Annotated in this window: 15 protein-coding genes; 11 read left to right on the top strand and 4 right to left on the bottom strand. The window is 54.8% G+C overall.

What is annotated here, in order from left to right; genetic code table 11:
* Nucleotides 1-87 precede the first annotated feature (87 nt).
* The gene (gene mdoH / locus CGZ80_RS17225) at nt 88-2061 is read right to left on the bottom strand and encodes a glucans biosynthesis glucosyltransferase MdoH (RefSeq protein ID WP_094416682.1); all 1974 of its coding nucleotides are present in this window, start codon (nt 2059-2061) and stop codon (nt 88-90) included.
* 20 nt (nt 2062-2081) lie between these two features.
* Nucleotides 2082-2720, bottom strand: coding sequence for a hypothetical protein (locus CGZ80_RS17220; RefSeq protein ID WP_094416679.1), 639 nt, complete (start codon nt 2718-2720; stop codon nt 2082-2084).
* 425 nt (nt 2721-3145) lie between these two features.
* On the opposite strand from CGZ80_RS17220, the gene CGZ80_RS17215 reads away from it, so the two are divergent.
* The 7 genes from CGZ80_RS17215 to CGZ80_RS17180 all read left to right on the top strand — a co-directional run bounded on the left by CGZ80_RS17215 (nt 3146) and on the right by CGZ80_RS17180 (nt 12925).
* Nucleotides 3146-4393, top strand: coding sequence for a glucoamylase family protein (locus CGZ80_RS17215; RefSeq protein ID WP_094416677.1), 1248 nt, complete (start codon nt 3146-3148; stop codon nt 4391-4393).
* Nucleotides 4394-4468: 75 nt separating this feature from the next.
* On the top strand, nt 4469-6166 hold the full coding sequence (locus CGZ80_RS17210; RefSeq protein ID WP_094416675.1) for a glucan biosynthesis protein: 1698 nt from the start codon (nt 4469-4471) through the stop codon (nt 6164-6166).
* A gap of 298 nt (nt 6167-6464) precedes the next feature.
* On the top strand, nt 6465-6827 hold the full coding sequence (locus CGZ80_RS28065; RefSeq protein ID WP_158222749.1) for a PilZ domain-containing protein: 363 nt from the start codon (nt 6465-6467) through the stop codon (nt 6825-6827).
* Nucleotides 6828-6914: 87 nt separating this feature from the next.
* Entirely contained in the window at nt 6915-8225 is a 1311-nt protein-coding gene (locus CGZ80_RS17200; RefSeq protein ID WP_094416671.1) for a homoserine dehydrogenase, read from the top strand.
* Between the two features lie 228 nt (nt 8226-8453).
* Entirely contained in the window at nt 8454-9509 is a 1056-nt protein-coding gene (locus CGZ80_RS17195; RefSeq protein ID WP_094416669.1) for a type II secretion system F family protein, read from the top strand.
* 253 nt (nt 9510-9762) lie between these two features.
* On the top strand, nt 9763-11214 hold the full coding sequence (locus CGZ80_RS17185; protein WP_233148483.1) for a GspE/PulE family protein: 1452 nt from the start codon (nt 9763-9765) through the stop codon (nt 11212-11214).
* An 85-nt stretch (nt 11215-11299) separates the two neighbouring features.
* On the top strand, nt 11300-12925 hold the full coding sequence (locus tag CGZ80_RS17180; protein WP_094416665.1) for a sulfatase: 1626 nt from the start codon (nt 11300-11302) through the stop codon (nt 12923-12925).
* A 119-nt stretch (nt 12926-13044) separates the two neighbouring features.
* On the opposite strand, the gene CGZ80_RS17175 is transcribed toward CGZ80_RS17180, so the two are convergent.
* Both CGZ80_RS17175 and CGZ80_RS17170 read right to left on the bottom strand, forming a co-directional pair.
* Nucleotides 13045-13959, bottom strand: a complete 915-nt coding sequence (locus CGZ80_RS17175; RefSeq protein ID WP_094416663.1) for an alpha/beta hydrolase — start codon at nt 13957-13959, stop codon at nt 13045-13047.
* Between the two features lie 227 nt (nt 13960-14186).
* On the bottom strand, nt 14187-15821 hold the full coding sequence (locus tag CGZ80_RS17170) for an ABC transporter permease (RefSeq protein ID WP_094416661.1): 1635 nt from the start codon (nt 15819-15821) through the stop codon (nt 14187-14189).
* 307 nt (nt 15822-16128) lie between these two features.
* Between CGZ80_RS17170 and CGZ80_RS17160 the strand changes: the two genes are divergently transcribed.
* From CGZ80_RS17160 to dapA, 4 genes are all read left to right on the top strand, one after another.
* Nucleotides 16129-18582, top strand: a complete 2454-nt coding sequence (locus CGZ80_RS17160; protein ID WP_094416657.1) for a hypothetical protein — start codon at nt 16129-16131, stop codon at nt 18580-18582.
* 13 nt (nt 18583-18595) lie between these two features.
* Nucleotides 18596-19522: an ATP-binding cassette domain-containing protein gene (locus CGZ80_RS17155; RefSeq protein WP_094416655.1), complete on the top strand. Its 927-nt coding sequence runs from the start codon at nt 18596-18598 to the stop codon at nt 19520-19522.
* The gene (locus CGZ80_RS17150) at nt 19519-22029 is read left to right on the top strand and encodes a hypothetical protein (protein ID WP_094416653.1); all 2511 of its coding nucleotides are present in this window, start codon (nt 19519-19521) and stop codon (nt 22027-22029) included. Before CGZ80_RS17155 ends, CGZ80_RS17150 begins: the two co-directional genes overlap by 4 nt.
* Nucleotides 22030-22109: 80 nt before the next feature.
* Complete coding sequence (gene dapA / locus CGZ80_RS17145; RefSeq protein WP_094416651.1) at nt 22110-23015, top strand: 4-hydroxy-tetrahydrodipicolinate synthase; 906 nt, start codon at nt 22110-22112, stop codon at nt 23013-23015.
* The last annotated feature ends 22 nt before the right edge of the window (nt 23016-23037 follow it).

The following is a 23037-nucleotide window of genomic DNA, read 5'->3' as shown; positions in this document are numbered from 1 at the left end:
AACGGTGTCTCTCAAGGGGCACCCATGCGAACGACGATGCGGCTACCTCGTAGCCGCATCTGCTGTTGCTAGGTCGCCCGCAAATTCCTAAGCGGATTGCGACATCATCTGCGTGTGAACATGCAATTGCTGTAACAGTTCAGTGTCGCTGAGAACTTGGGCTCGCTCGCTGACGGGGATGTTCTCGACGTTCCCTTCCGCTAGCTCTTGAGTTTGAGTTCGTTGCTCGGAACTGAGTGGGCGATCTGCATCGCTCGCCTTCAGGACGCGACAATGAATCGTAAAGAAGCTTGGGTCGTCCAATACCCTGCGGAACAGTCGACCGGACTGACCGGCCATCGCCTGCTGATTGGCTTCATAAGCTTTCTTGAAGTTCTCGCTGAGCGGCGGTGATGCAATCTCTTCAGGAATCAACAGCATTCCCCATCGTCCCAAGTAGTTGCCAACCGCTTGGCTGCCGAGCAACATGATCATTGGAATCGATAGCAACAAACCAACGATGATTGGCGAGAACCAAATCAGCAACGGAGGGTTGGCGTAATAGATCGCAATCGTCAGTGCGGCGCCGATTAATGTGAATCCGATACCTTGGCGAGTCGCATCGATGATCGATACTCCATGTTCGCCGCGCTGTTGAGCATTCCACTGGATCTTTTTGCCGCGTAGTGTCGCGATCACGAAACGCGTGTGGAGAATCGCCATGATTGGTGAGATTAAGATCGAAAGCAACACTTCCACCAGTACACTTGCAGCAAGATTGCGTTTGCAGCGTTGCGATTCCGACTGGTACTTCGCGGTAATCGCATACCCGTATGCTTTAGGTACGAGCAGCATCATCATCGCCGCGGCAAACAACGCAAACTGTCCGTAACCTTGAACCCAAGTCAAATCGGATGCGGTACCGTCAAACAGCCAGCCTGCAATACAGGCCAAGGTAAACGCAATCCACAGTGGCGAACTGACATAGGACATCACACCGCTGGCAAAGTGCAATCGACTGGGCAATCGAAAGCCGTCGGAAATGATCAACCGAGAGTGTTGCAGGTTGCCTTGGCACCAGCGGAGATCGCGTTGGGCATAATCGGCTAACGTCGTCGGGCACTCTTCGTAGCTGCCGCCCAAGTCGTCGGCCAGCTTGACTTTCCAGTTAGCGGCGACCATCAGAGCGGCTTCTACGAAATCATGACTCAGGATCGCGCCGCCCAACGGAGCGACACCCGGGAGAACCGGCAGGTCACAATGATCGCGAAACGCATCGATGCGAATGATCGCGTTATGTCCCCAGTAGTTTCCCTGGTCCCCGGCCCAGCGTGAGAATCCGCGGACGAACACATTGCCGTAAGCATGAGCTGAAAACTGCTGCAATCGAGCAAAGATTGACTGTCGACCAATTGGGATCGGTGGAACTTGGAGGATCCCTAGCTTCGGGTCGGCATTGATGCGTCGAACCATTTCGACCAACGTTTCGCCAGCCATCAAGCTGTCTGCGTCGAGGATCACCATGTATTGATGATTGCCAGACCAGCGGGTGCAAAAGTCGGCGATATTGCCAGCCTTGCGTCCAATGTTTTCGGATCGGTGGCGATAGTAAATCTTGGCCTTGCTGCCGAGTCGCTGCATTACTGTCGACCAAACCCATTGCTCGGCCAACCATTTCTCATGATCGGTCGAGTCGCTCAGTACGTAGAACTCGAAACTGTCTTGCGCGTCGAGACGTACAAGGTCACGATACATCGCTTCGACACGTGCGAAGACGTCTTCGGGCGATTCGTTGTAAACGGGAACCAGGATGGCGCACGAAGGTAGCTGCGCGTTCGTCTCAGGATCCTCTGGTAGCTCGCGAACAGTTGGTGGATTGTTCCAAAGGTTTAAAAATCCAATCGTGGCGACCGCGAAAGAAAACGCGATCCACCCGAAAAGGATTCCAAACAGGACAGCGCCGATCCATTCGAAGACGTTCGCACCGCCCGTTTGAATCGTCGTCACATAGGCCCAGAGACCGAGCGCAGTGATCGCGAAAGTCGCAAGTGCGATGCACTTGCGAGTCATTGAAATACTCATCGATGCGTCTCCCAGTCGTCTTATTCAGAGATCGTGGGAGATTCACCGCTTGGACGCGACGGCGAAACGATCGCTTGCAACGTCAGCGCGAGTTGTTCAAAGCGGCGATTGACCATCGTCACCCACCACTGCGGTCGCAGCACCGGCATCAGCTGTGGCGTCCCGTTATGACGCATTGGCCGATCGTTTCGTTTAGGCAACACGGTCACAGCATGTCGTTGACCATAGGCACGGCTACGATCTTGTTGGCTTTCGCCATCTCGCAACAGCACTGGGTCCTTCATGACTTGCGACAACGCCAACACACAGCGTTGATTGACAACGTCGCGGTCGATGACTCCTTGGCATCCGATCGAGTGAAATGCAACCTGATCATGAATTCGCTGCATCTCTTCGATGGCGACCGACAGCGCGTCACTGACCAACGTTTCATTGGTTCGTGCTTCATCGCCGCGTTCAATTGCCATTGCAAGAATGCGGTGTGACTGGTCACGCAACACATCGGGGTGTTGGATTCCGCACAGACGCAGGTAACCCGCGACGGCCATTAACGCGTTATCGGTCGCGGACTGAACCTCGCTGTCGCGAGGCGCAGTCGCTGACGTGTATGGATGCTCCGGAGTCTCTGTCGAAGCAGATGTTTGTGGGTCAACAATCATGACCCCCTCCTTTCGTAATTCATTGTTCAGAAGATAAGCAGACAGGACTGGGGCGTTCGCTACGCGACTCGCGTGCCAGTTGTGTAGAAAAGAGAATCGCCATCGGAGTGTGATGGTCGAGATCAAAAATAATGTTGCTTTTGTCTTTTCAAAGCCAACTAGGGTATGTCGTCTCGGTAAGGGAAGGACAGCCAACGGTAATTTGGTTGCAAAGCTCCTTTGCGGTGCGAAGACTCGAAAAGAAACTTTTCTTCAGAATTCAAGCAACGACAAACTAGCGAAAATTGAAGGGCAATTTAATCGGCTTTGGTTGCCAAAAACTTTTTCAGTGCGTGTATGACGCGTTGTCAAATCTTCAACTGAATGAATTTCGATACTTTGTAAAGCTTCGCTCGCAGTTTGATTGAGCGATCCGCGACCACGCAATGTTGCACGAAAACCTTCCACTCGATTCCGGACAGCAAGCGTTCGCGTCAGACTTGATCTCGCGCGGCTTAACGTTCTTCGTTGCCGCGTCGGATGACAGTACTGGGCTGATTGCCGACCGTGCTTCATTTCGAAGCACGGGGGTGTCCGATACCAGCAGCGTTGCTGCCTGTGGGTTCGGTTTGTCGGCGTTTTCCATTGCCGCCGAAACTGGTCGGATGCCGGTCAGCGAGGCTGCGGATTATGTAAAACGCTTGCTTTGGTCGCTCTTTAATCACGTTGATCACTTTCAAGGCATCTTCTTTCACTTCGTTGCGCGAAGTTCTGGCAGACGCGTGGCGAACAGTGAAGCATCCACCATCGACACCGCATTGGCCGTCGCTGGCGCGCTGCACGCTTCGTCTGTATTTGCCGACGATCCCCTCGTCAACGAGCTTGCCTTATCCATCTATGAACGTGTCGATTGGCAAAGCATGTTGTCGGATGATGGTTGTCTGCATATGGGCTGGACTCCCAAACACGGACGTTTGCCATACAAGTGGGACCAATTCAGCGAGCATCCGATCCTCACGCTGCTTGCGATTGCTTCCGAGACGTATGGCATTGATCGAACAAGCTGGCTGTCCTGGCGCCGCGAGCCACAGTTGCACTTCGATGGTGAACCGTTTCTGAGTTACCCACCCTTGTTCGTGCATCAGTATCCATGGGCCTACTTCGACGTACGTAACACCCTTGATCCCACTGGCTGGGACTTTTGGCGCAATAGCCAACTCGCACACCTTGCGCAGATTCGATTTCAGCAGCAACTTGCCGAGTCGCAGCCTGAGAAGTTCTCTCACTATGGTGCGAAGCTTTGGGGGCTGACCAGTAGCGACAGTGTTGACGGATATCGCGATTGGGGCGGCCCCTTCCATGATGGTCCTGCGAAACCGGAACGCGGTATCGACGGCACCGTGGTGCCAAGTGCGGCAGGGGGAGGATTGGCCATTTGTCCCGAAGAAGCGTTGAGGACGTTGCTTTATCAAAAGGAAACGTATGGTGCGTCGGTGTATGGCCCCTTCGGGTTTATCAACGCCTTTCATCCGACCAATGGCTGGAGAAGTCCCGACGTCATCGCGATCGATACTGGAATCACGATGTTAATGGCGCATAACTTGCTTTGCGGTGGCGTCTGGAATGCGTTCATGAAGCATCCCGCGGCAAAGCGGGCGTTAACCCTAGCGGGGTTCACACCAACCGCACGTTAACGCGAAGCAATTGCTTCGGCGGCTGACGTAGCTTGCCCTAGTCAAACCCTTTTCACTTGTGACGAGACACCTTGGATGTTCAATCAAGGCCATTCGAAAATCGGAATCGCGTGCGTTGCGGTTGCCGGATTCACGTTCTCTGAGGTCGCGTCGTCTTACGGCCAGGAAGCTGAGCTTCCCTCTACAGCGATCGCCGCAAATGCCGTTTCGACGGAGGTATCCAATCGACCTTCGGTAAAGACGCCCGAGCTTCAAGACCAATTCGTATTGATCCAGTCTTATGACGACTTGCGGCGACTGGCAGCGAAGCAAGCGAAATTGCCGTATCGACCAGAAGAGCAACTCAATGAAGAGCTCGCGAAACTTGATTACGACGAATACATCAAGATCAAGTATCGGCACGAACGTGCGACATGGTCAGAACAGGGACTGCCGTTCTGGATCGAAACCTTTCACCGCGGGTTCGTGCAACGTGATCGCGTCGACCTTTTCACCTTGACGCCAATACCGCACGAAGACAATGGAGAAGGCAATGAAAACGCAAAGGTCTGCCAACGGGTGAATTTCTCCTGCGACGACTTCACCTATCCGAAATCAGTCGACGTCAGCGCGATTGGAAATGCTGGCCATGCAGGCATTCGCTTGGTCGGCAGGTTTCCTGGACTTGAAGCACCGGAAGAGATCCTGTCGTTTCTCGGTTCAAGTTACTTTCGAGGACGCAGCGAAACAACGATCTATGGCAGCTCTGCACGCGGGTTAGCAATCAACGTCGCGATGCAGCAAGAAGAAGAGTTTCCGGACTTTCGCGCATTCTGGGTCGAGATGCCGGCAAGTGATGATGAAAGCGTTTCGGTGCTGGGATACCTGGACAGCCCATCTGTTTGTGGCGCGTATCGCTTTGTCCTGCAGCCCGGGATTGCAAAGTCGGATGTCGAGATTCAATGCGAGTTGCATTTTCGTGAAGTACCCGACAAAGTCGCCATCGCCCCGTTGACGTCGATGTGGATGTGGGGCGACGGACTGAATGGACCGCCGCTCGATTCACGTCCTGCCGTCCATGACTCGGACGGGCTACTGATTTGGAAAGGCGGAGAAAATTGGCGGTGGCGCCCCTACGCTCGGCAAAGTTACCCGTCGGTGACTTCGGTTCACGTCGATGAGTTACACGGCTTCGGCACGTTACAACGAAACCGGGCGTTCTTTCATTACGACGACCACAACGCGCGATATGACAAACGTCCCAGCGTTTGGGTCACTCCAAAAACTCCTTGGACCAACGGGCACATCGAGTTGCTGGAGCTACCAGGTGCACACGAAGGCGTCGACAACATCGGGGCGTACTGGATTCCTGATCAACCCATCGATGTGTCCGAGCCGCTGGATTTTGAGTACACGGTCAGCTTCTTTGCCGGCGATCCAGAAATTGAACGCTGCGTCGCGAAGGCAACCAACTTGAGTGTCACGCGGTCGGAGGGACTTGCGGAAATCGAAATTCGGTTCGCCGGCGATGCGATCAAAGATTTGCCTGACGACCGAACCCTCGAAGTTCAAACGGCGGCTATCCGCGGAAAGGTCACATCGCAATCCATTCGCCCGACGGAAACGGGGGACTGGGTTCTAACTTCCATCGTCGATCCTGACGAAACTGGCCCCGTCGAACTGAGTTGGACACTCGTTCACGATGGCAAGGTCGTTAGCGAAGAAGTCGCCTACCTGTTGCCTGACAAAGCGACGACGTTCACTTATCCGGCGGTCTACACGCGTCAGGAATAGCGATCGGAGCTGTGGGGAATTCAGCAACTCTGCGTCGCGGATTTTCAACATCGCACACCCAGCGGAGGTTTTCGGTGTGTCTCGATTTCGCGGCGCAAGCAGAGCTTTTAGAAACTCTTTTGGTAATTTGAAGAATCGGTGTGGATTAAGTTTGCGTGTTCGCGAAACCGCAAGCAAGTTTCCGTGGGGCAACATGGCCTATAGCACACTCTCGGTCGGATGCCGCCAATCTGGCTGCGATCCCTCATCCGTTACTGAAGAACTTTTCTGCCCTTCAAATTCTGGAGTCTTCACCCCGATGCTACGTCTTTCCGGTTCGGCGCCCAATCTGGACGTCGAAAATGCGGTTCGTGACATGCTTGACGAGGACGCGATCTACGACAACGAAAACCGCAACGCTTTCCGCGAACACCTCGTTCGCCCCGTCACACTTGAAATTCGTGGACAATCCGAATCGATCGGTGCGTTCTCTCGGAACGTCTCCGCGTCGGGGATTGGCCTGGTTACCGCTACGGCTGTCAGCGAAGGTGCCACGGGCGTCTTGACTGTCGAAAGCTTGAAAAATGGCCCGCTAAAGCTTCTTGCCCAATGCCGTTGGTGCCGTCCGTTCGGGAAAAGCTGGATGATTTCCGGCTGGCAATTCATCAACATCCATCGCTAGATCAGAATTTCGCCACTGCCGGTCGGAGGCGATAACAATTGGTATGCCGTCTCGTTCTCGGACGGGATCGCGGTTAACATCTGCGTCATGGAAAAGACAAATATTGCAATCGTTGGACTGGGAACCGTTGGTAGCGGCGTCGCGCGTTTATTGCTCGACCATGGTGACCGCACTGCTCGTCACGCCGGACGCACGATGTGGCTGCGAAAAGCAGTCGTGCGTGACCTCGAAAAAGCGCGTCAGCGGATGGAATTGCCTGACGGTGTCCTGACGGATTCATTGGACGACGTGATCAACGACAAGGAAATCACCGTTGTCGCGCAATTGATTGGTGGTTTGGAACCGGCTCGTACCATCATGCTGAAATTGATGGAATCCGGCAAAGACATCGTCACCGCGAACAAGGCGTTGTTGGCCGAACACGGCCCCGAATTGTTTGATCGCGCTCGCCAGCTGGGACGGAATATCGCGTTCGAAGCGTCCGTCGCTGGCGGAATCCCGATCATCGCAAACATCAGCCAATGCCTTTCGGCCAACCAGATTCAATCGCTGGAAGGCATTCTGAACGGGACCAGCAACTTCATCGTCAGCCAAATGGACGAAAACGGCAGTGCATATGCCGATGTCGTTGCCGAAGCACAGCGACTTGGTTATGCGGAAGCCGACCCGACGATGGATGTCGATGGTACCGATGCCGCACAAAAGCTGGCGATCCTGGCGCATCTCGCCTTTGGGGCGACGGTCAAATGGAGTGAAATACCGCGAATCGGGATCGACGGTTTGGATCCCGCAGACCTTCGTTACGCACGAGAACTTGGCTATCGGATCAAATTACTCGCCGTCGCGAACCTGACCGACGAAGGACTAGAGCTTTCGGTCGCACCGACGCTTCTCAAAATCGGCACGCCGCTGGCTGAAGTTCGCAACGCGTTTAATGCCATCCGGGCTGTAGGGGATGCGGTTGGCCCAGTGTTCTATCATGGACTCGGCGCGGGACAAATGCCCACGGCATCTGCTGTCGTCGCGGACTTGATCGATACCGCAGTCGGCCGTACCAAGCTAACGTTTCAAACGCTGGAATACTTCAGCGGTGAAACCGCCCCACGCGCGATTCAACGCGACGCGGCGAGCTTGAAAGGACGTTACTATTTGCGTCTTTCCGTCGCCAATCATCCGGGAACGCTTGCGGCAATTGCCAACGTCTTGTCCGAGCATTCGATTTCAATCGCGTCGGTCATTCAACATGACACCGACACCAGCGATGATACCAATCGCATGGTTCCTCTCGTGATCATGACTCACGAAGCGAGTGAAGGTTTGGCACAACAAGCGACGGAAAAGCTTGAGTCGCTGCCCGTTGTTCGTGGGGCTGTCGTGCGTCTGCGAGTGAAAGAGTAAAGCATTCATCGAAGGAGCACTCATCCTTCGCCGCTTCTTTACAAAATCCAAACTCCGAATTGTTATCCTGCGACGAGTGAATTCGCCAGCGAACGGAAACGCGGTTTCCAGCATTGTTGGCGAATCGATCCACTCGTAATACGATCCGGATGACACGTCGTCGCTGTGGGCAATCGCCCGCGACCAGGCAATCGTCGATCCTCCGGTGAATGCCATAGGATTGCAGTCGTGCTGGCGGGGCGAATTAAACCACAAACACTGAGCACGTTATGCGAACGTGTCGGTGTCTCTTTCGAAGTCGGGCTTGATCCTCATCGCGTGTTTGCACGTGAGGCGGAGAATCACCGCAGCAATTACGGACGAAGAATGAAGTCCGTTGCCGACCATGTGCAAAAAGGCGGCTCGCTTGCCGACGCGGTCAAAGCACAAGGCCCGTACTTTCCAGAACACTTTGCACAGATGATCGAAGCCGGTGAGCGTGCGGGTCGTCTGGACCGCGTCCTCGATCGACTTGCCGAGTACTATCAGCAACTCGCCGACTTTCGACGCATCTTCATGAACTCAATTCTTTGGCCAGTGATCCAATTGGTCATCGCGGTCATGGTCATTGGCATGATGATTTATCTGCCAAGCGTGATCGTGCCGAGTACCAGTGAAGCCGAAACAGACTTGCTGGGCATAGGACTTGTCGGTGAGAAAGGCTTGATCACCTATGCGTTATACGTCGCGCTTTCCGCAGTCGCCGTCGTGTTGTTCGTGATGGCGATCACACGCGGTTACTTCAATTTTATGACGGACTGGTTCGCACGACTTCCGTGGATTGGCTCCAAACTGCGTGTGTTTGCCGAGGCGCGATTCGTCCAAACGCTTGCACTTGCGATCGAGTCTGGGCTCGACGCTTGGTCCGCCGTCGACTTGGCGTTTCGAAGTGCGGGCACGCCTCAGTATTCGAGTCGGGCCGAGTCAGCGAAACAGGCGATCTTGCAGGGGCGTGAAATTCATACCGTGATGCAAGAAACAGCTCTGTTTCAAAAAGACACCATCGAAGCGGTTGAGCTGGGCGAGGCTTCTGGGCGTCTCTCGGAAACACTCGATAAACATTTCAACCACCTCAAGACGCAAGTTCGCAGTTCGATGGGCATGATCACGTACCTGGCATCGGCGCTCATTTGGGCAGCCATCGCGGCGGTCCTGATCCTGATCATTTTCCGAGTCTTTTCGCTTTACATCAACAACATTGGTGACGCGGCTGTTCACGCCCTTGAAAGTCGAGGTGACGTCTAGCGTTTCAAGATTCTTCAAGCCTGGGGCGGCTGCGTCGTTTCAAACGTCGCGTACCACCAACTGGAAAAGCAGTTCCTGCTGGGCCTCGATTTGCATTCTGGGAAATCCACGGCACTGCTTGGCGACGCAGTCGCCCCAGGCTTGAATCGATCTTGAAACCCATGCGGCAAAGTCAGGCTCGCCGGAGCCGCTTCGCCCACAGTCGCTGGATTCACCCACGACCTATTACTTCGCCCCGATTGGACCTTGTCTCATGTTTGCTCGCTCTTGGTTTCGCCGACCAGCGGATCATGCCGTGGAAATTCCCAGCCCGCGGGACGAGGTTCACCAAGGCAACGGCTCGGCACGTATCACGCCACAACCTAACTCAGTTTCTGCCGGTATGATCTCGCAACCGTTCACCGCAGACCACGACTCGCATGTCGATGCCTCGCACGAATCCACAAACGGTTCCGAGGTTTCCGATTTACTTCACGAACGCGAACAGATCGTCGATCGCATCAAACACCTGCGCGCAAGTACCGATGCCTACGCATCCGAGTTCGTTGAACAAATTCTGGACTTCGCTCACCGTGTGAAAACCAGCGATCTGCACCTGCAACCGACTGCCAACGGGCTGGAAGTTCGTTTCCGAAGTGATGGCGTCTTACATCGGCTGGGTGAATTTCCCGCTGGTGCGAGCTCTTCGGTCGTGTCCAGGCTGAAAGTGCTTTCTAGTTTGCTCACCTATCGAAGTGATGTCCCGCAAGAAGGCCGAATCGATTCATCGCCACGTCCTGGGGGGAATGCTTCCTCGGCGACAAACACAACCGAGATTCGTGTCAGCACTTACCCGACCCTCCACGGCGAACGAGCAGTCTTGCGGTTCTTTGGACATGGAAATCAGTACCGGCATTTAAGTGATCTCGGACACTCGGCCGAAGTGACCGAGTCACTCACCGACTGTCTCGCCGAAACAAGTGGCGCGATGATCATTTGCGGGCCGGCAGGTAGCGGAAAATCGACTACCCTCTACGCGGCGCTTCGTCATCTTGTCCAAGAGACCTCTGGCAGCCGAAACTTGATGTCGCTGGAAGATCCGATCGAAGTTCCGCTCGATGGGGTCTCACAAAGCCAGGTCAACGCCGCAGCAGGCTTCACGCTCCAGGCCGGACTGCGATCCTTGCTTCGGCAAGACCCCGAAGTGATTATGGTGGGCGAAATCCGCGACCCGGAAACGGCTTCGATCGCTATCCAGGCCAGCTTGACGGGGCAATTGATGTTGACCAGCTTCCACGCTGACAGCACCGTTGTCGCGGTCAGTCGATTGCTTGACTTGGGGCTCGAACCGTACCTCCTACGCAGCAGTGTCATCGGCATCTGTTGCCAACGCCTGTTACGCAAGCTTTGTCATTGTGCCGTCGAATCACGGGATAGCACGGATCATTTCGGACTACCAATTGAGTGGTGCCGCAAACCCCTCGGATGCGACGACTGCAACGAGACGGGGTACCGAGGCCGCGTCATCGCGAGCGAGTTCTTGTCGTTGCGAGACGCGGGACATGCAGCCGAAATTCTTGATACCAAGGACTCTCGTACTGCGTATCGTATTGCGGTAGACGCCGGAATGAAGTCGATTTGGGAATGCGCCACCGACCTCGTTCGCGAAGGTGTGACCAGCCCAGCGGAAGTTCGACGCGTATTGGGCGTTACCATGCGAATCTGATTCAATGCCGCTATGCTGATACGTTTCGAACGATGTGAGCGCGACTCACGCGGCGCGAAGGGTTCCTACCAGTAGCAGGCGGTCAATGAATCGGTACAAGCACACGTTTCCGAGCAGTTTGCTCGTTCTGTTTTGGTGCTGCATCTTTACGGCCCACGACAAACTTGACGCGGCAGAAAAACACAGTAGCAAGCGACCCAACGTCATTGTGTTCTTGGTTGACGACCTCGGTTGGCGAGACCTTGGTTGCTACGGGAGCCCGTTTTACCAGACGCCCAATATCGATCAGCTTGCCGAGCGTGGGATGCGATTTACATCCGCTTACGCGGCATGCCATGTTTGTTCGCCAACACGTGCCAGTTTGCTCACGGGAAAATACCCGGCCCGTTTACAGCTGACGGATTGGTTGCCCGGGCGAAAGGATTTTGAGTTTCAGAAGCTCTTCAATGTTGAAACCATTCAGCACCTTCCGCTTGAAGAGGTCACGCTTGCCGAGCAACTAAAATCGCGCGGATATCGGACCGCTCACATTGGAAAGTGGCATCTCGGCGAGGAACCTTTTGGACCAACCAGCCAAGGTTTCGATTTGCAAATCCCACGTTGGAACAAAGGTTGGCCAAAGGCCGGCTACAACTCTCCATTTGAGATGGAAGGTCTGGATGATAAACCAGGCGAGTATTTGACCGATCGCTTAACTGATGAAGCCATCAAGTTCATCGAAGAAAGCCAAGACGAGCCTTTCTTTCTTTACCTGTCCCATTTCGCGGTTCACGACCCAATCGAAGGCCGTGAAGATTTTGTGCATCAATACACGGAGCGAGTCGAACGCAATTCTGATCCGCAATATATCCTGGAAGCGAATCCCGACGATCCGTCACCGCTGTCCCGCGCCGATTTGGACGCTCGCTTGCGTCGCCCGTCCTGGTCCGGATTCAAAGTGTTGCCGGAGCGAACAGTGAAGGTCAAACAACAACAGAACAATGTTCAGTTCGCCGCAATGGTCGCGGCGATGGACGAAAGCCTTGGAAGGATTGACGCGACACTCACGCAGTTGAGTGTGGCTGACGATACGATTGTCGTTTTCTTCTCAGACAATGGTGGAATGTCAGCGGCAAATTTCGGTCGCCCTGATCGAAAGATCTCGCCAAAGCAACTTGACCGGGCTTTTTCGACTTCCAACCTCCCGCTGCGTGGCGGAAAAGGCTGGCTGTATGAAGGCGGCATTCGCGAACCACTGATCATCTATTGGCCTGGCCAGACATCTCCAGGGAAAGTTTGTGATGTTCCGGTAATCAGTACCGATCTCATGCCGACAGTTTTGCAGATGGTCGACGAAAATATCTCGGGAGCCTCGGCAACATCAATGAAGAATCACTCGGATGGGGTCAGCCTGACTGCCCTGCTGCGCGGCGAAACAGAGCTGAAACGGGATGCGATCTATTGGCACTTCCCGCACTATAGCAACCACGGCATGCAAAGCCCTGGCGGTGCGATTCGCTGTGGTGACTTTAAATTGATCGAGTATTTTGAGAACGGAACGGTACAGCTTTTTGATTTGGCAAACGATATCGGCGAACAAAATGATCTCTCAAAAACCGAACCGGAGAAAACCAAAGAACTGCTTGGCAAACTTCGCCAGTGGCGAATGCAAGTGAACGCGCAAATGCCGAAATCAAAATCGCAACCGCGTGATCCACAACGCCAGCCTTGATGTTCGTGCAAAACATCTCGACTGGCGTTGTAAAATTACTAATCCGGAAATGTGTACCGCTTCAGCAAGTCGGCGGAATTTGGCAAGTCGGCGGAATTTGTTTGAACGTTGCCGAGCGGTTATGCCTTTGGCTGAAAGACCAGCTGCGCGAAGTGGTACAAGTTGTTACGCCAGTGAGTGGCATCGTGACCATAGGAATCGACGTTCCAGTGATGTGGAATGTCATTCTCTTTCAGATGCCGTTGGACACGCTGACTGACGCGAATCAGGCCATCTTTATTGCCGCATGAAAGCCACAGCAGTTGCACCTGCTCTTTGACCTTCTCTGCATTCGGGATGAGTTCTTCGATCGGCTTGGTATTCGGCGCGGAGGAAAAGCCACCGATCCAGGCGAACTGTTCGAGGTTGCCGAGTCCAAAATTCAGCGATTGACCGCCTCCCATGGAGAGCCCCGCGATCGCGCGATGCTGGCGGTCGGTATTGACCGAGTAACGTGATTCAATCGTGGGAATCACGTCATTGAGTAAGTCTTTCTCGAAGACAGCGAAGGCTGGGGCGGATGCGAAGATGTTGCCTTCGGCGCGATCGTTTTTCTGCGCCCGTCCGTTTGGCATCACCACGATCATCGGAACCGCCTTTCCATCGGCAATCAAATTGTCAAACAGAACGTCAGGCGTTGCAAACCGTTCCCATTCGGTCTCGTCTCCACCAATCCCATGCAACAAATACAGAACCGGGTACTTCTGGTCGCTGGAGTAGCCCGGCGGCGTGTAGACATTCATCTTGCGCGTCGTGCCGACGGTCTTGGAATCGTACTCGATTATCTCCAATTTCCCGTGCGGAATGTCCTCACGTTTTTGGACGATCGTTTCCGGTGGGTCTGGATAGGTCTGTTTGTCATCGGGACCGAGTTCGATCGGACCGCCAAAGCCGCGGGGTTCGCGGTTGCCGTCTTGACCGAATAGAATGGTAGCGGGCGATAAAGCGACCGCCAGGGTCAAATACAGACAAGTGACTGGGAAAGCGTAGCGCATGAGAGGACTCTCGCAGTGGAAGAGGGGATGGGTTGCTGGCCGGGAGGAATCAAGAACGCGGACAGCCGCCATTGGTTTTATTGATCCGCGAGCGGACTTTCCATGAAGAATCACGCAATGATCCATAGATTTTTGACATCACGACGCTCATCCGGAGAAAGTCTAAACGTGCGTGCACGCATTAGTCCGGATTCGGCCCGATCTGCCCAGGCGATCTGCCCAGGCGATCAGCCATCCGAAAGCCCTTTGCGGCTTCGAAGTTTCAGCAACATGGCCATCGTCGCGCCGAAGACCAACGCAACGCTGAATCCAAAGTATCCGAACACGCCATACAAGAATCCTTCGTTGATGACTCGGTTGTCTGGAACAAGGTCTTCGTTGAGCGGTAGCCAAAACAGAGCCGAAAAAGGACTCGCCACCCCGACCCAATCGACATCGGAAATCGTGTTTGCCGGCATGTCGAGCATCCGGGTGACAATCGACAAGGCGGGCGGCACGACGTAAATCAGCAGCAACACCGCATAGGTCGTGAGCAGAGCAATCGACGTTTTCCTCGCAAACATCGAACAGGTGAGCGCCACAACGCAATTCACCAAGCAAACCATGCCGACGATCAGAAACATCAACGTGACCGCGACGATATTGGTCCAAAATGCGGTATTCAGCCCGGCGCCTAAGATGAGCGGCCAAAGCAGGAATCCGGTCAGCACCACCGAGATTCGAAACCGTACGACAAACTTGCCCCACAAAATCTGAAGAGGTGAAAGTGGCGTCGTGAGCAAGAGGTCAAGGGTTTGGCGTTCGCGTTCGCTCGTGATACTGCCTGCCAAAAATGAAGGCCCGACGAGCATGTTGAACACGATCACATAAACGCAAAACCAGGGTGCGTGCTGTTGTTGAAAAAACAAAAAGTATCCCATCATCGGGATCGCTAAAAGAATGCTGATTTGGATCACCAAACGCAGCATCAATGTTCCTTGGCTGAATATCTCGCTGTGTAGTTCTTTGTCATAAACGGGATTGGCCCCGTCAGCCATCATCTCGTCTTTCTTCGGTGGAGCGAATAGACGGTCGGGGAATTGGTCGGGTTGAATCACCAAGCCGACTGCGTCCTCTGCCTCGCGTTCTAAATCGATGACTTCTTTGCCTTCGCTGCCGACATCAGGCGGATAAAGTAATCGTCCAGCAGCGGCCGCCCCCATCAGAATCACTGCCGCCAAGCCGAACGCGGGGAACACCACCGTCGCGAGCTTTAATCGCAGGTAGCCGTCTGCCCCCAACGATCCCCACAGAACGCATGCTCCGATCACCAGCGGTAAGATCGTCAAATAGCTGACCACCAACGCGCTGCTCGTTCGCGGAAAGTAGCTGCTGCACATCACGCCGATGGCGCCGAACAGGATCACCGAGACGATCAGACCGAGGTATGCGGCCAAGACTTCATAGACGTGCACGCCGCCAAGAGGCAGACAGAGCACGATGATTGGCAATGAACCGATAATCAGCATGCCCAAGTGAGTCAGCGAAGCGACCATTTTGCCAAACACAATCGCGCCGGGCCGCATCGGACTTGCGAGCAGCATCTCGTATGTCTTTCGTTCTTTTTCGCCGGCGATCGTGCCCGCTGCGAAGCTTGGCGCCATCAGCGAGGCGATCACGTATTGCCCGAGGAAGAACAGGTTGACCAACTTGGTTGCCGATGCAGGGTTGGATGTCAGGTCCAACCGCTGATCGCTGGGCCAAGCCGCGATCACCACCGCGGCAAGCAAGATCTGATAGAGCGCGAGTAATGCAAACGCACGTTTGGTTCGCAAGTTGACCAACAACTCACGCTGCAGTACCGGGTTTTCAAGGATGTACATCAGTCGTTACGGTGGTCCAAACACGCTCGGTGTATCGTGTCGATCGTCGATGAGGGCTTGCATTGTAGCACTGTGATGCGGCATCTGGCAGCGTATTGGTGCTGGGCATCAACGTGCAAACTTTTGCGTTGGCTTCCATGTGATCTCGTGCGGCGGAAACTTCGTTGGGCATAATTTTATGCTTCCGCCGACCCCGGATCGCCCAAGGTCGCTTAGAATGCAGCCACTGGTTGTTCGTGCCTCGTAGACGGCGGCACGTTCAACCGTAGAAAACTTTTTCGTTTCACCTTTCGCGACCACAATCGGAATGCCGCGATACGCGTTTTTTTGTTACGTCCTTTTGACGGTCCCGTTGATTGTCGGTTGTGAAGGCTGCCGCCCCAATTCGCCGACAACGGCGGATGGCGAACCGATCCCAAAGGAAGCGTACACGGTCGGCCCCACGGTCAGCTATCCACAAGATCAGAACTCTGGATTCGGACTTGCCAAACCGGGCCACTGGGGAACTGCGGAGCAGTCGCTTCGCAGTAACCAAAGTGACCGACGCGGCGAGATGTCCACGCAAGTGTCGGTGCTGTTGCAAGATCGCGACCTGCAGCAGATTGGCACACTAAAATCGATTGCTTCAGTGCGACCGGTGGTCTTGCCAGAAGGCCAAATGCGACGTTTGGATTTCCGATATCTAGTTCCACTTCCGAACGATAGCTTTGCCACACGAGTCAATGTTTCCAGTAGCTTGATGGCGGACAGCGGCGGCGTTTTGGACACCGGATCGCAGCCGCTTGTAGCGATGGGAAGCAGCGAATACAGCTTCGTTGTCCTGACTACGCGACCGGAACGATTCACCCGTTTTCAAACCGCCAACTGGGCGAGTTTTAAATCGGGATCGCTGATCGACGAAAAGTTGACGATCAACTATCGAGTCATCGTCCCGAAGGCGGACAATGGGATTTTGCCATTGCCGGAAACGTTCTTGGACATGACCAGCATCGCTGTCATCTTCTGGGATGATCTCTCGCAAGACGCTTTAACTCCTTTGCAACAGCTGGCGATTTCCGATTGGGTCCGTTTCGGTGGCCGCCTAATCGTCAATGGTGCTGCTGCGAGTGAATCGATCGTGAATACCTCGATCGCAGACCTGTTGCCACTCGAGCCGACCAGCAACATCGAGCTTGATGGTGAAGCGGCGGCGGAAATGTTGACCAACCATTCCGTCAAGGATGATCGCAGCTTGGCAAAGCAGCGCAGTGTGTTGGAACAGGATTCGAGTCATGTCGCGATCGACGGAAGAATCACTAGTAAGGCTGAATCCGTCGCAGGAACCGGCTCGCTGGTTCTTCGCCAACGCTTTGGTCGTGGTGCTGTCGTACAGTCGCGGTTCAACCTGACCGACAGTTGGATCATGGACTGGGATTCGTACGATAGCTTCATCAACAGCGTGTTTTTGGGGCGACCGGCACGAGTGTTTTCTGTCGCCCAGGGATCCGTCGCTTATGCAAACGGTGACTCCGAAGGGGAACCGCTCGATGTACATCCCGACGATTTAGAGTTGCGTTTTAGCAAGTCCCGGAACAACGCAGATGCCGCAGCAAATACGCACCTGAGAATCGCCAGTCGTGATGCGATTCTGAAGCAATCGGGGCCAATAGAGACGTCGACCGGCAGTGTTTTTGATCCGCTTTCTTCCCCTCATCCGATCGGCGGATTGGGCGCATGGAATGACAACAGTGATGTCATGTCGGTTTTGAGATCGACATTGATCCAAGAAGCGGGGTTAGAAATCCCGGACTCGTCAATGGTCGTCCGCTCGCTGTTGGTGTATTTGGTCATCTTAGTCCCGGTCAACTACATCGTCTTTCGTTTGATGAACCGCTTGGAATACGCTTGGTTCGCGGTACCCGTGATTGCAATCATCGGCGCCGCGTGGGCCGCCCGCCAAGCTCAACTGGACATCGGGTTCGCGAGAAGCAGCACCGAAGTCGCAATTGTCGAAGCCTACGCCGACTACCCTCGCGCTCACCTCACCCGATTGATGGCGATCTATAACTCGTTAAGCAGCCGGTACACGCTGCAGTTCGCGACGCATGACGGCGCCGCCGCAACATTGTCGGACGAATCGAATCCAGACATCTCCATCGAACCAACATTTCGTGTTTCGTTCGACGAGGGACCGGCGTTCCACGATTTTGCAGTGTCGAGTAACCGGATGCGATTCGCCCATACCGAAGAGATCATTGATTTAGGTGGTGGGATTCGCATCGATCCAACGACGGATGGTAGCGGACAAGGCCAATTGATCAATGAAACGGACCTCGAACTCTTTGACGCGATCGTCGTGCGACGTGACGAGACAGGGGAATCACACATTGCGGTGATCGGTGCGATCTCTCCTGGTGAGGCGCAGACGATCGAGTACGGCCCCGCTTCCGGCGTTTCACTTCCCAGTGATTTGCCACTGGACATCGATGTCATCATGGGGCGGTTGACTGACCCCGTCGCATTGCCAGAGGATTCGATTCGATTGATCTGCCGCGTTGATGGTCGTATGGACGGCCTGACGATCACACCGAACGCGAGCCAACAGAACGCGCAAACCGTCTTGTTGGTTCACTTGCAAGAGCCACCGCTTCCGGAAATTGAAGCGGACGTTAACCTGATTTCTTCGTTTGCGCGTTCAGTGTCGCCGACTGACGTCACCGAAGAAACGACCGGCGACAGCGAATCGAACGAGAACACGACCGAAAGCCAGTCTTCCAACTAGCCGCATCAGCAACATGATTACTTTGACGGGATTCGGAAAGGATTACGGCGACTTCACGGCGGTGAAGTCACTGGACCTGCACATCGATGCGGGGGAAACATTCGGGTTCATTGGGCCAAATGGTGCTGGCAAAAGTACAACGATTCGATTTCTGGCAACCTTGTTGCGGGCCTCACGTGGACAAGGCGAAGTCGCCGGCTGCGACGTGATGGCAGACCCCGTGGGCGTTCGGCAAGCGGTTGGCTACATGCCGGATAACTTTGGTGTGTACGACGGAATGAGGGTTTGGGAGTTTCTGGATTTCTTTGCCGTGGCGTATCGCATCGGACGTAAGGATCGAAAGCAGATCATCGACAATGTGCTGGAGTTGTTGGACCTCACGCACAAACGCGATGACTTCGTCAATGGCCTGTCTCGGGGGATGAAACAGCGACTGTGCTTAGCGAAAACACTCGTCCATGACCCGCCGGTGTTGATTTTGGATGAACCCGCCAGCGGGCTGGATCCGCGTGCGCGCGTCGAAGTCAAGGAACTATTGAAAGAACTTCGCCGCATGGGCAAAACGATTTTGATCAGCAGTCATATTCTGACAGAGCTTGCCGATTGCTGTACGTCGATTGGAATTATCGAACGCGGCCAACTGCTGATGCATGGACCGATCGATCAGGTTTATCGCCAGATTCGCAGAAACCGGCACGTCGAGATTCAGTTCGTCAAAGGCAAGGAGGCTGGGCTGTCGATTCTGCGAAGCAACCCCAACCTACGTGCACTTGAAGAAGGCCCGACGTTCACACTGGCGGAATTGGAAACCGACGATGAAGGTTTGGCCGAGTTGATGGAAGCGATGATTGCCGAAGGCGTTCGGATGCGGAGTTTTAACGACCGCGCACCGACACTCGAAGACGTGTTCATGACGGTTACGAAAGGTTTGGTCACGTGAAGTTGCGAATTGCAGGCCGCGGGATCGCGGGCGGCCTGTTGGTGGTGACCACCTTGTTGGCTACCGTGTTCCCGTTGCTGACTGGCGATCGGATTGCGTTTCGTGATGCCAGCCACTTCTATTTGCCTTTGTATGACTACGTGGCGTTTCGGACTCAGTCGGAGTGGATGCCGCTTTGGAATCCGCTGGACCATACCGGGATCCCGCTGATTGGCGAAGCAACCACGGCGGTCCTTTACCCGGTTCGATACGTCCTCTTTTCCGCTCCGGTACCAACGGAATGGTCGCTGAATGCGTATCTGGTTTTTCACCTTCTTCTGGCAAGCGCCGGGGCCGCATGGTTGGCGCGAAGGTGGTCGATCAAAGGTTTGGGCACGGTGGTCGCGGCGATCGTTTACCCGCTTTCTGGAAGCGTTTTAGGTCTTTGCTGTAACCCTCCATTCTTAGTGGGGGCTGCCTACATGCCGTTTGCGTTGGGGGCGCTGCTAGGCCGATTTGCAAAACAGGATTCCAACGAGCCACAGTCCAAATGGTTGCGTGATGTCGTGATCGCGGGTGGATCGCTCGCAATGATGGTTCTTGGTGGTGACCCGCAGGGCGCGCTGCATGTCGTCTTGATCGCGTTGTTGTGCAGCGTTGTGCTGTTGTGGAAAATCAATGCTGAACCGTCATGGTTGCAGCGGTGGCTTGGCCAAGCAGGCAAGTTGAGTTCGGCATGTTGCCTCGCAGCGTTAATTGCCGCGCCTCAAATCGCAGCTTCGATCGATTGGAGCCGACAAAGCGATCGCACCTTGGCGGCTAGCGAGCGAGCGGATCTGTATGACTTTTCGGTACCGCCCTGGCATGCATTGGAACTGTTCTCAGCACGGCCTTTCGGCGAATTGTTTCCGATCAATCGAAGAGTCTCCAAACTGCTCGCTGGAGACGGACGAATGTGGACGCCAAGTCTCTATGCCGGAATTGTCGTTGGATGCGCCCTGCTGTTGCGTTTGGTGTCGCTGCGAAGTCGCCAGCAAAACACGTTCGACCCGTTCGGAATGGTCGCGGTCACCGGACTGCTGCTCAGCTTTGGACATTTCGGACTTGTGTGGATACTTCAGCAGATCCCCGGTGTCTTTGAGGGGGCGAACAGCGCGATCGGCGGCGCGTATTGGTGGCTTGGTGTTTTGGTGCCGGGGTATGACAGCTTTCGATACCCGGCGAAATGGCTGCCCGTCTTTGCGCTCGGCGCGGCGATGATCACCGCCCGTTGGCTCAGTCGTCCCGCGTCCGATCTTGATCAAAATGAACAGCGGTTTGAGCGGCGATGGTTGGTGGGTATCGCCAGCGTGTTGGCACTCGCGTTGGTCGCAATCACCGCGCTAATCTCCGCCGCTCAAAACGAAGGCGACCGATTCCAGACATCGGGGATCGCAGACGAGTACTGGGGACCGCTCGACGTACTTGGCGGATACGAAGTCATTCAATGGTCTTTCGCTTGCTCGCTGATTGCGATGTTCGTCGTGATCGCGTTGCGTCAGACGCAGCGACGTTCTGCGACGAAATGGGGCACTATCGCTTGGATCGCACTGATAAGCGTTGATTGTTGGTCGAGCGGCGACGATTTGTTGCCGACAGTATCGATCCGCAAAGAGCAGGCGGCAGCCAACAGGATTTCGCCTGCAAATCCGCATGTTGCACGAACATTGAGAACGCAAAAGGGAGCGTGGCCGACGCTTTGGAAACGGGAATCAAACGCTGACCGTGCGCTACAGGTCGCCGCAAGCGAACGCGCCGCATGGTTCGGACGTTGGCATTTGGCCGAGCGTTCCGCCGTAGTGAACAGCATGGTTTCGATTCGCAGCCTCGGATGGGCAAAGTTTTGGAGGGCGGTCGAACGGCAGTCACCAAACTGGGATAGCGCGGAACAGCGCCAATTTTGGAAATCATTTCGTCACTGGCTTGGTGTCGAAGGCATCTCCCACGTTGATGGCGACAAAGTAATGCCGTCCGAAGGGTTGGCGTATGCCTTTATCACAAGACGCAGTCTCAAGGGCGGTGCGATGGCTCGGTTGGCGACGACTTGGAAGGCGCCGGAGACGATGGAATCACTCGTTGCCCAATTGGCGAGCGGTGATGTCGCGACCGTTCCGCGGGTCGAATTTCCAGTACCGAGTGAACCTGAAACGGACAACGACGGTCAGTTGCAAGAACTGGATGCGGAGCGATACCTGGTTCAATGTTCCCAGGATTGTTTGCTGGTCCGCAGCGTGCTTCAGGACGGAAACTGGCGAGCCGAAATTGTTCCGGCAAACGGAAACGATCAATCCGTTGCCGTATCGGTGCCTGTACTGTCGTCAAGTTTTTTAAACCAAGCGACCCTGATTCCCGCTGGTGCCTGGGAAGTGCGTTTTTTCTACCAACCGACTTGGCAAGGTCCTTCCATTTGGGCGTGTCTGGCGGGGGGCGGGATGGTGGTCACGCTGCTTTTCGCGTCCGTTGTTTTGGGAATGCGGGAAAGCCGGTGATTGTTGATTCGGTCCAAGCCCGTTAACCTACGGCCATTGGAATTGCACGAGAACCCTTCAAACAGCTCAAGGATTTTTTGATGACCGCACGGCGTGGATCTGAATTTGCCGGCCTGTCCGTCGCCATTGTGACACCGTTCAAGGACGGTGAAGTTGACTACGGTCGTTTGAAAGAGCAAATCGAATTCCAAATCGAAGCTGGCACGACGTGCTTGGTACCGGTAGGAACGACGGGGGAGTCTCCCACGTTGACGCACGATGAACACGAACGCGTGATTAGCGAAACGATTCAGTGTGCCGCCGGTCGAATCAAGGTGATGGCCGGTACCGGCAGTAACAGCACGGCCGAGGCCCTGCGACTGACTCAGCGTGCGGCCAAAGAAGGTGCCGACGCGACTTTGCAAGTTGCACCATACTACAACAAGCCAACTCAGGAAGGCTTTTATCAGCACTTCAAAGCGGTTGCGGAAGCTGTCGATATCCCGGTCTGTGTTTACAACATCCCTGGCCGCACCGGAAAGGAGATCGAAGTCTCCACGATTCAGCGTCTCAGTGAGTTGCCCGGAATCACCATGGTCAAAGAAGCGACTGGCAAGCTTGACCAATGCTCGGCAATTGTCGGCAGCACCGACCTGACCGTACTCAGCGGCGATGACTCGCTGACACTGCCTATGATGAGTGTCGGTGCCGAAGGTGTGATTTCGGTCGCAGGAAACTTGGTCCCTTCAGACATGATCAAGTTGGTCAACGCAGCTTCCGCCGGTGACTTCGCCCTGGCTCAGAAGATGCACCACAAGTTGTTCTCGCTCTGCTCGAACATGCTCGGCTTGGCGACCAACCCGATCCCGGTGAAGGCGGCGATGCGAATGGTCGGACGTGATAGCGGCGACCTGCGGTTGCCGATGACGCCGCTCGATGCCGAATGTGAAGCCAAGCTACAAGAGACGATTCTGGCTTACGGTTTGGCGAGTGCCGCTGGCGTCTAAACAGTTCAGTTGATGAGGGTTG

Origin of the sequence: Rhodopirellula sp. MGV, from assembly GCF_002251265.1 — a bacterium.
Classification (GTDB): domain Bacteria; phylum Planctomycetota; class Planctomycetia; order Pirellulales; family Pirellulaceae; genus Stieleria; species Stieleria baltica_A.
Note: the sequence above shows the minus strand (reverse complement) of the source record. Positions and strands in the feature narration are given on the sequence as shown.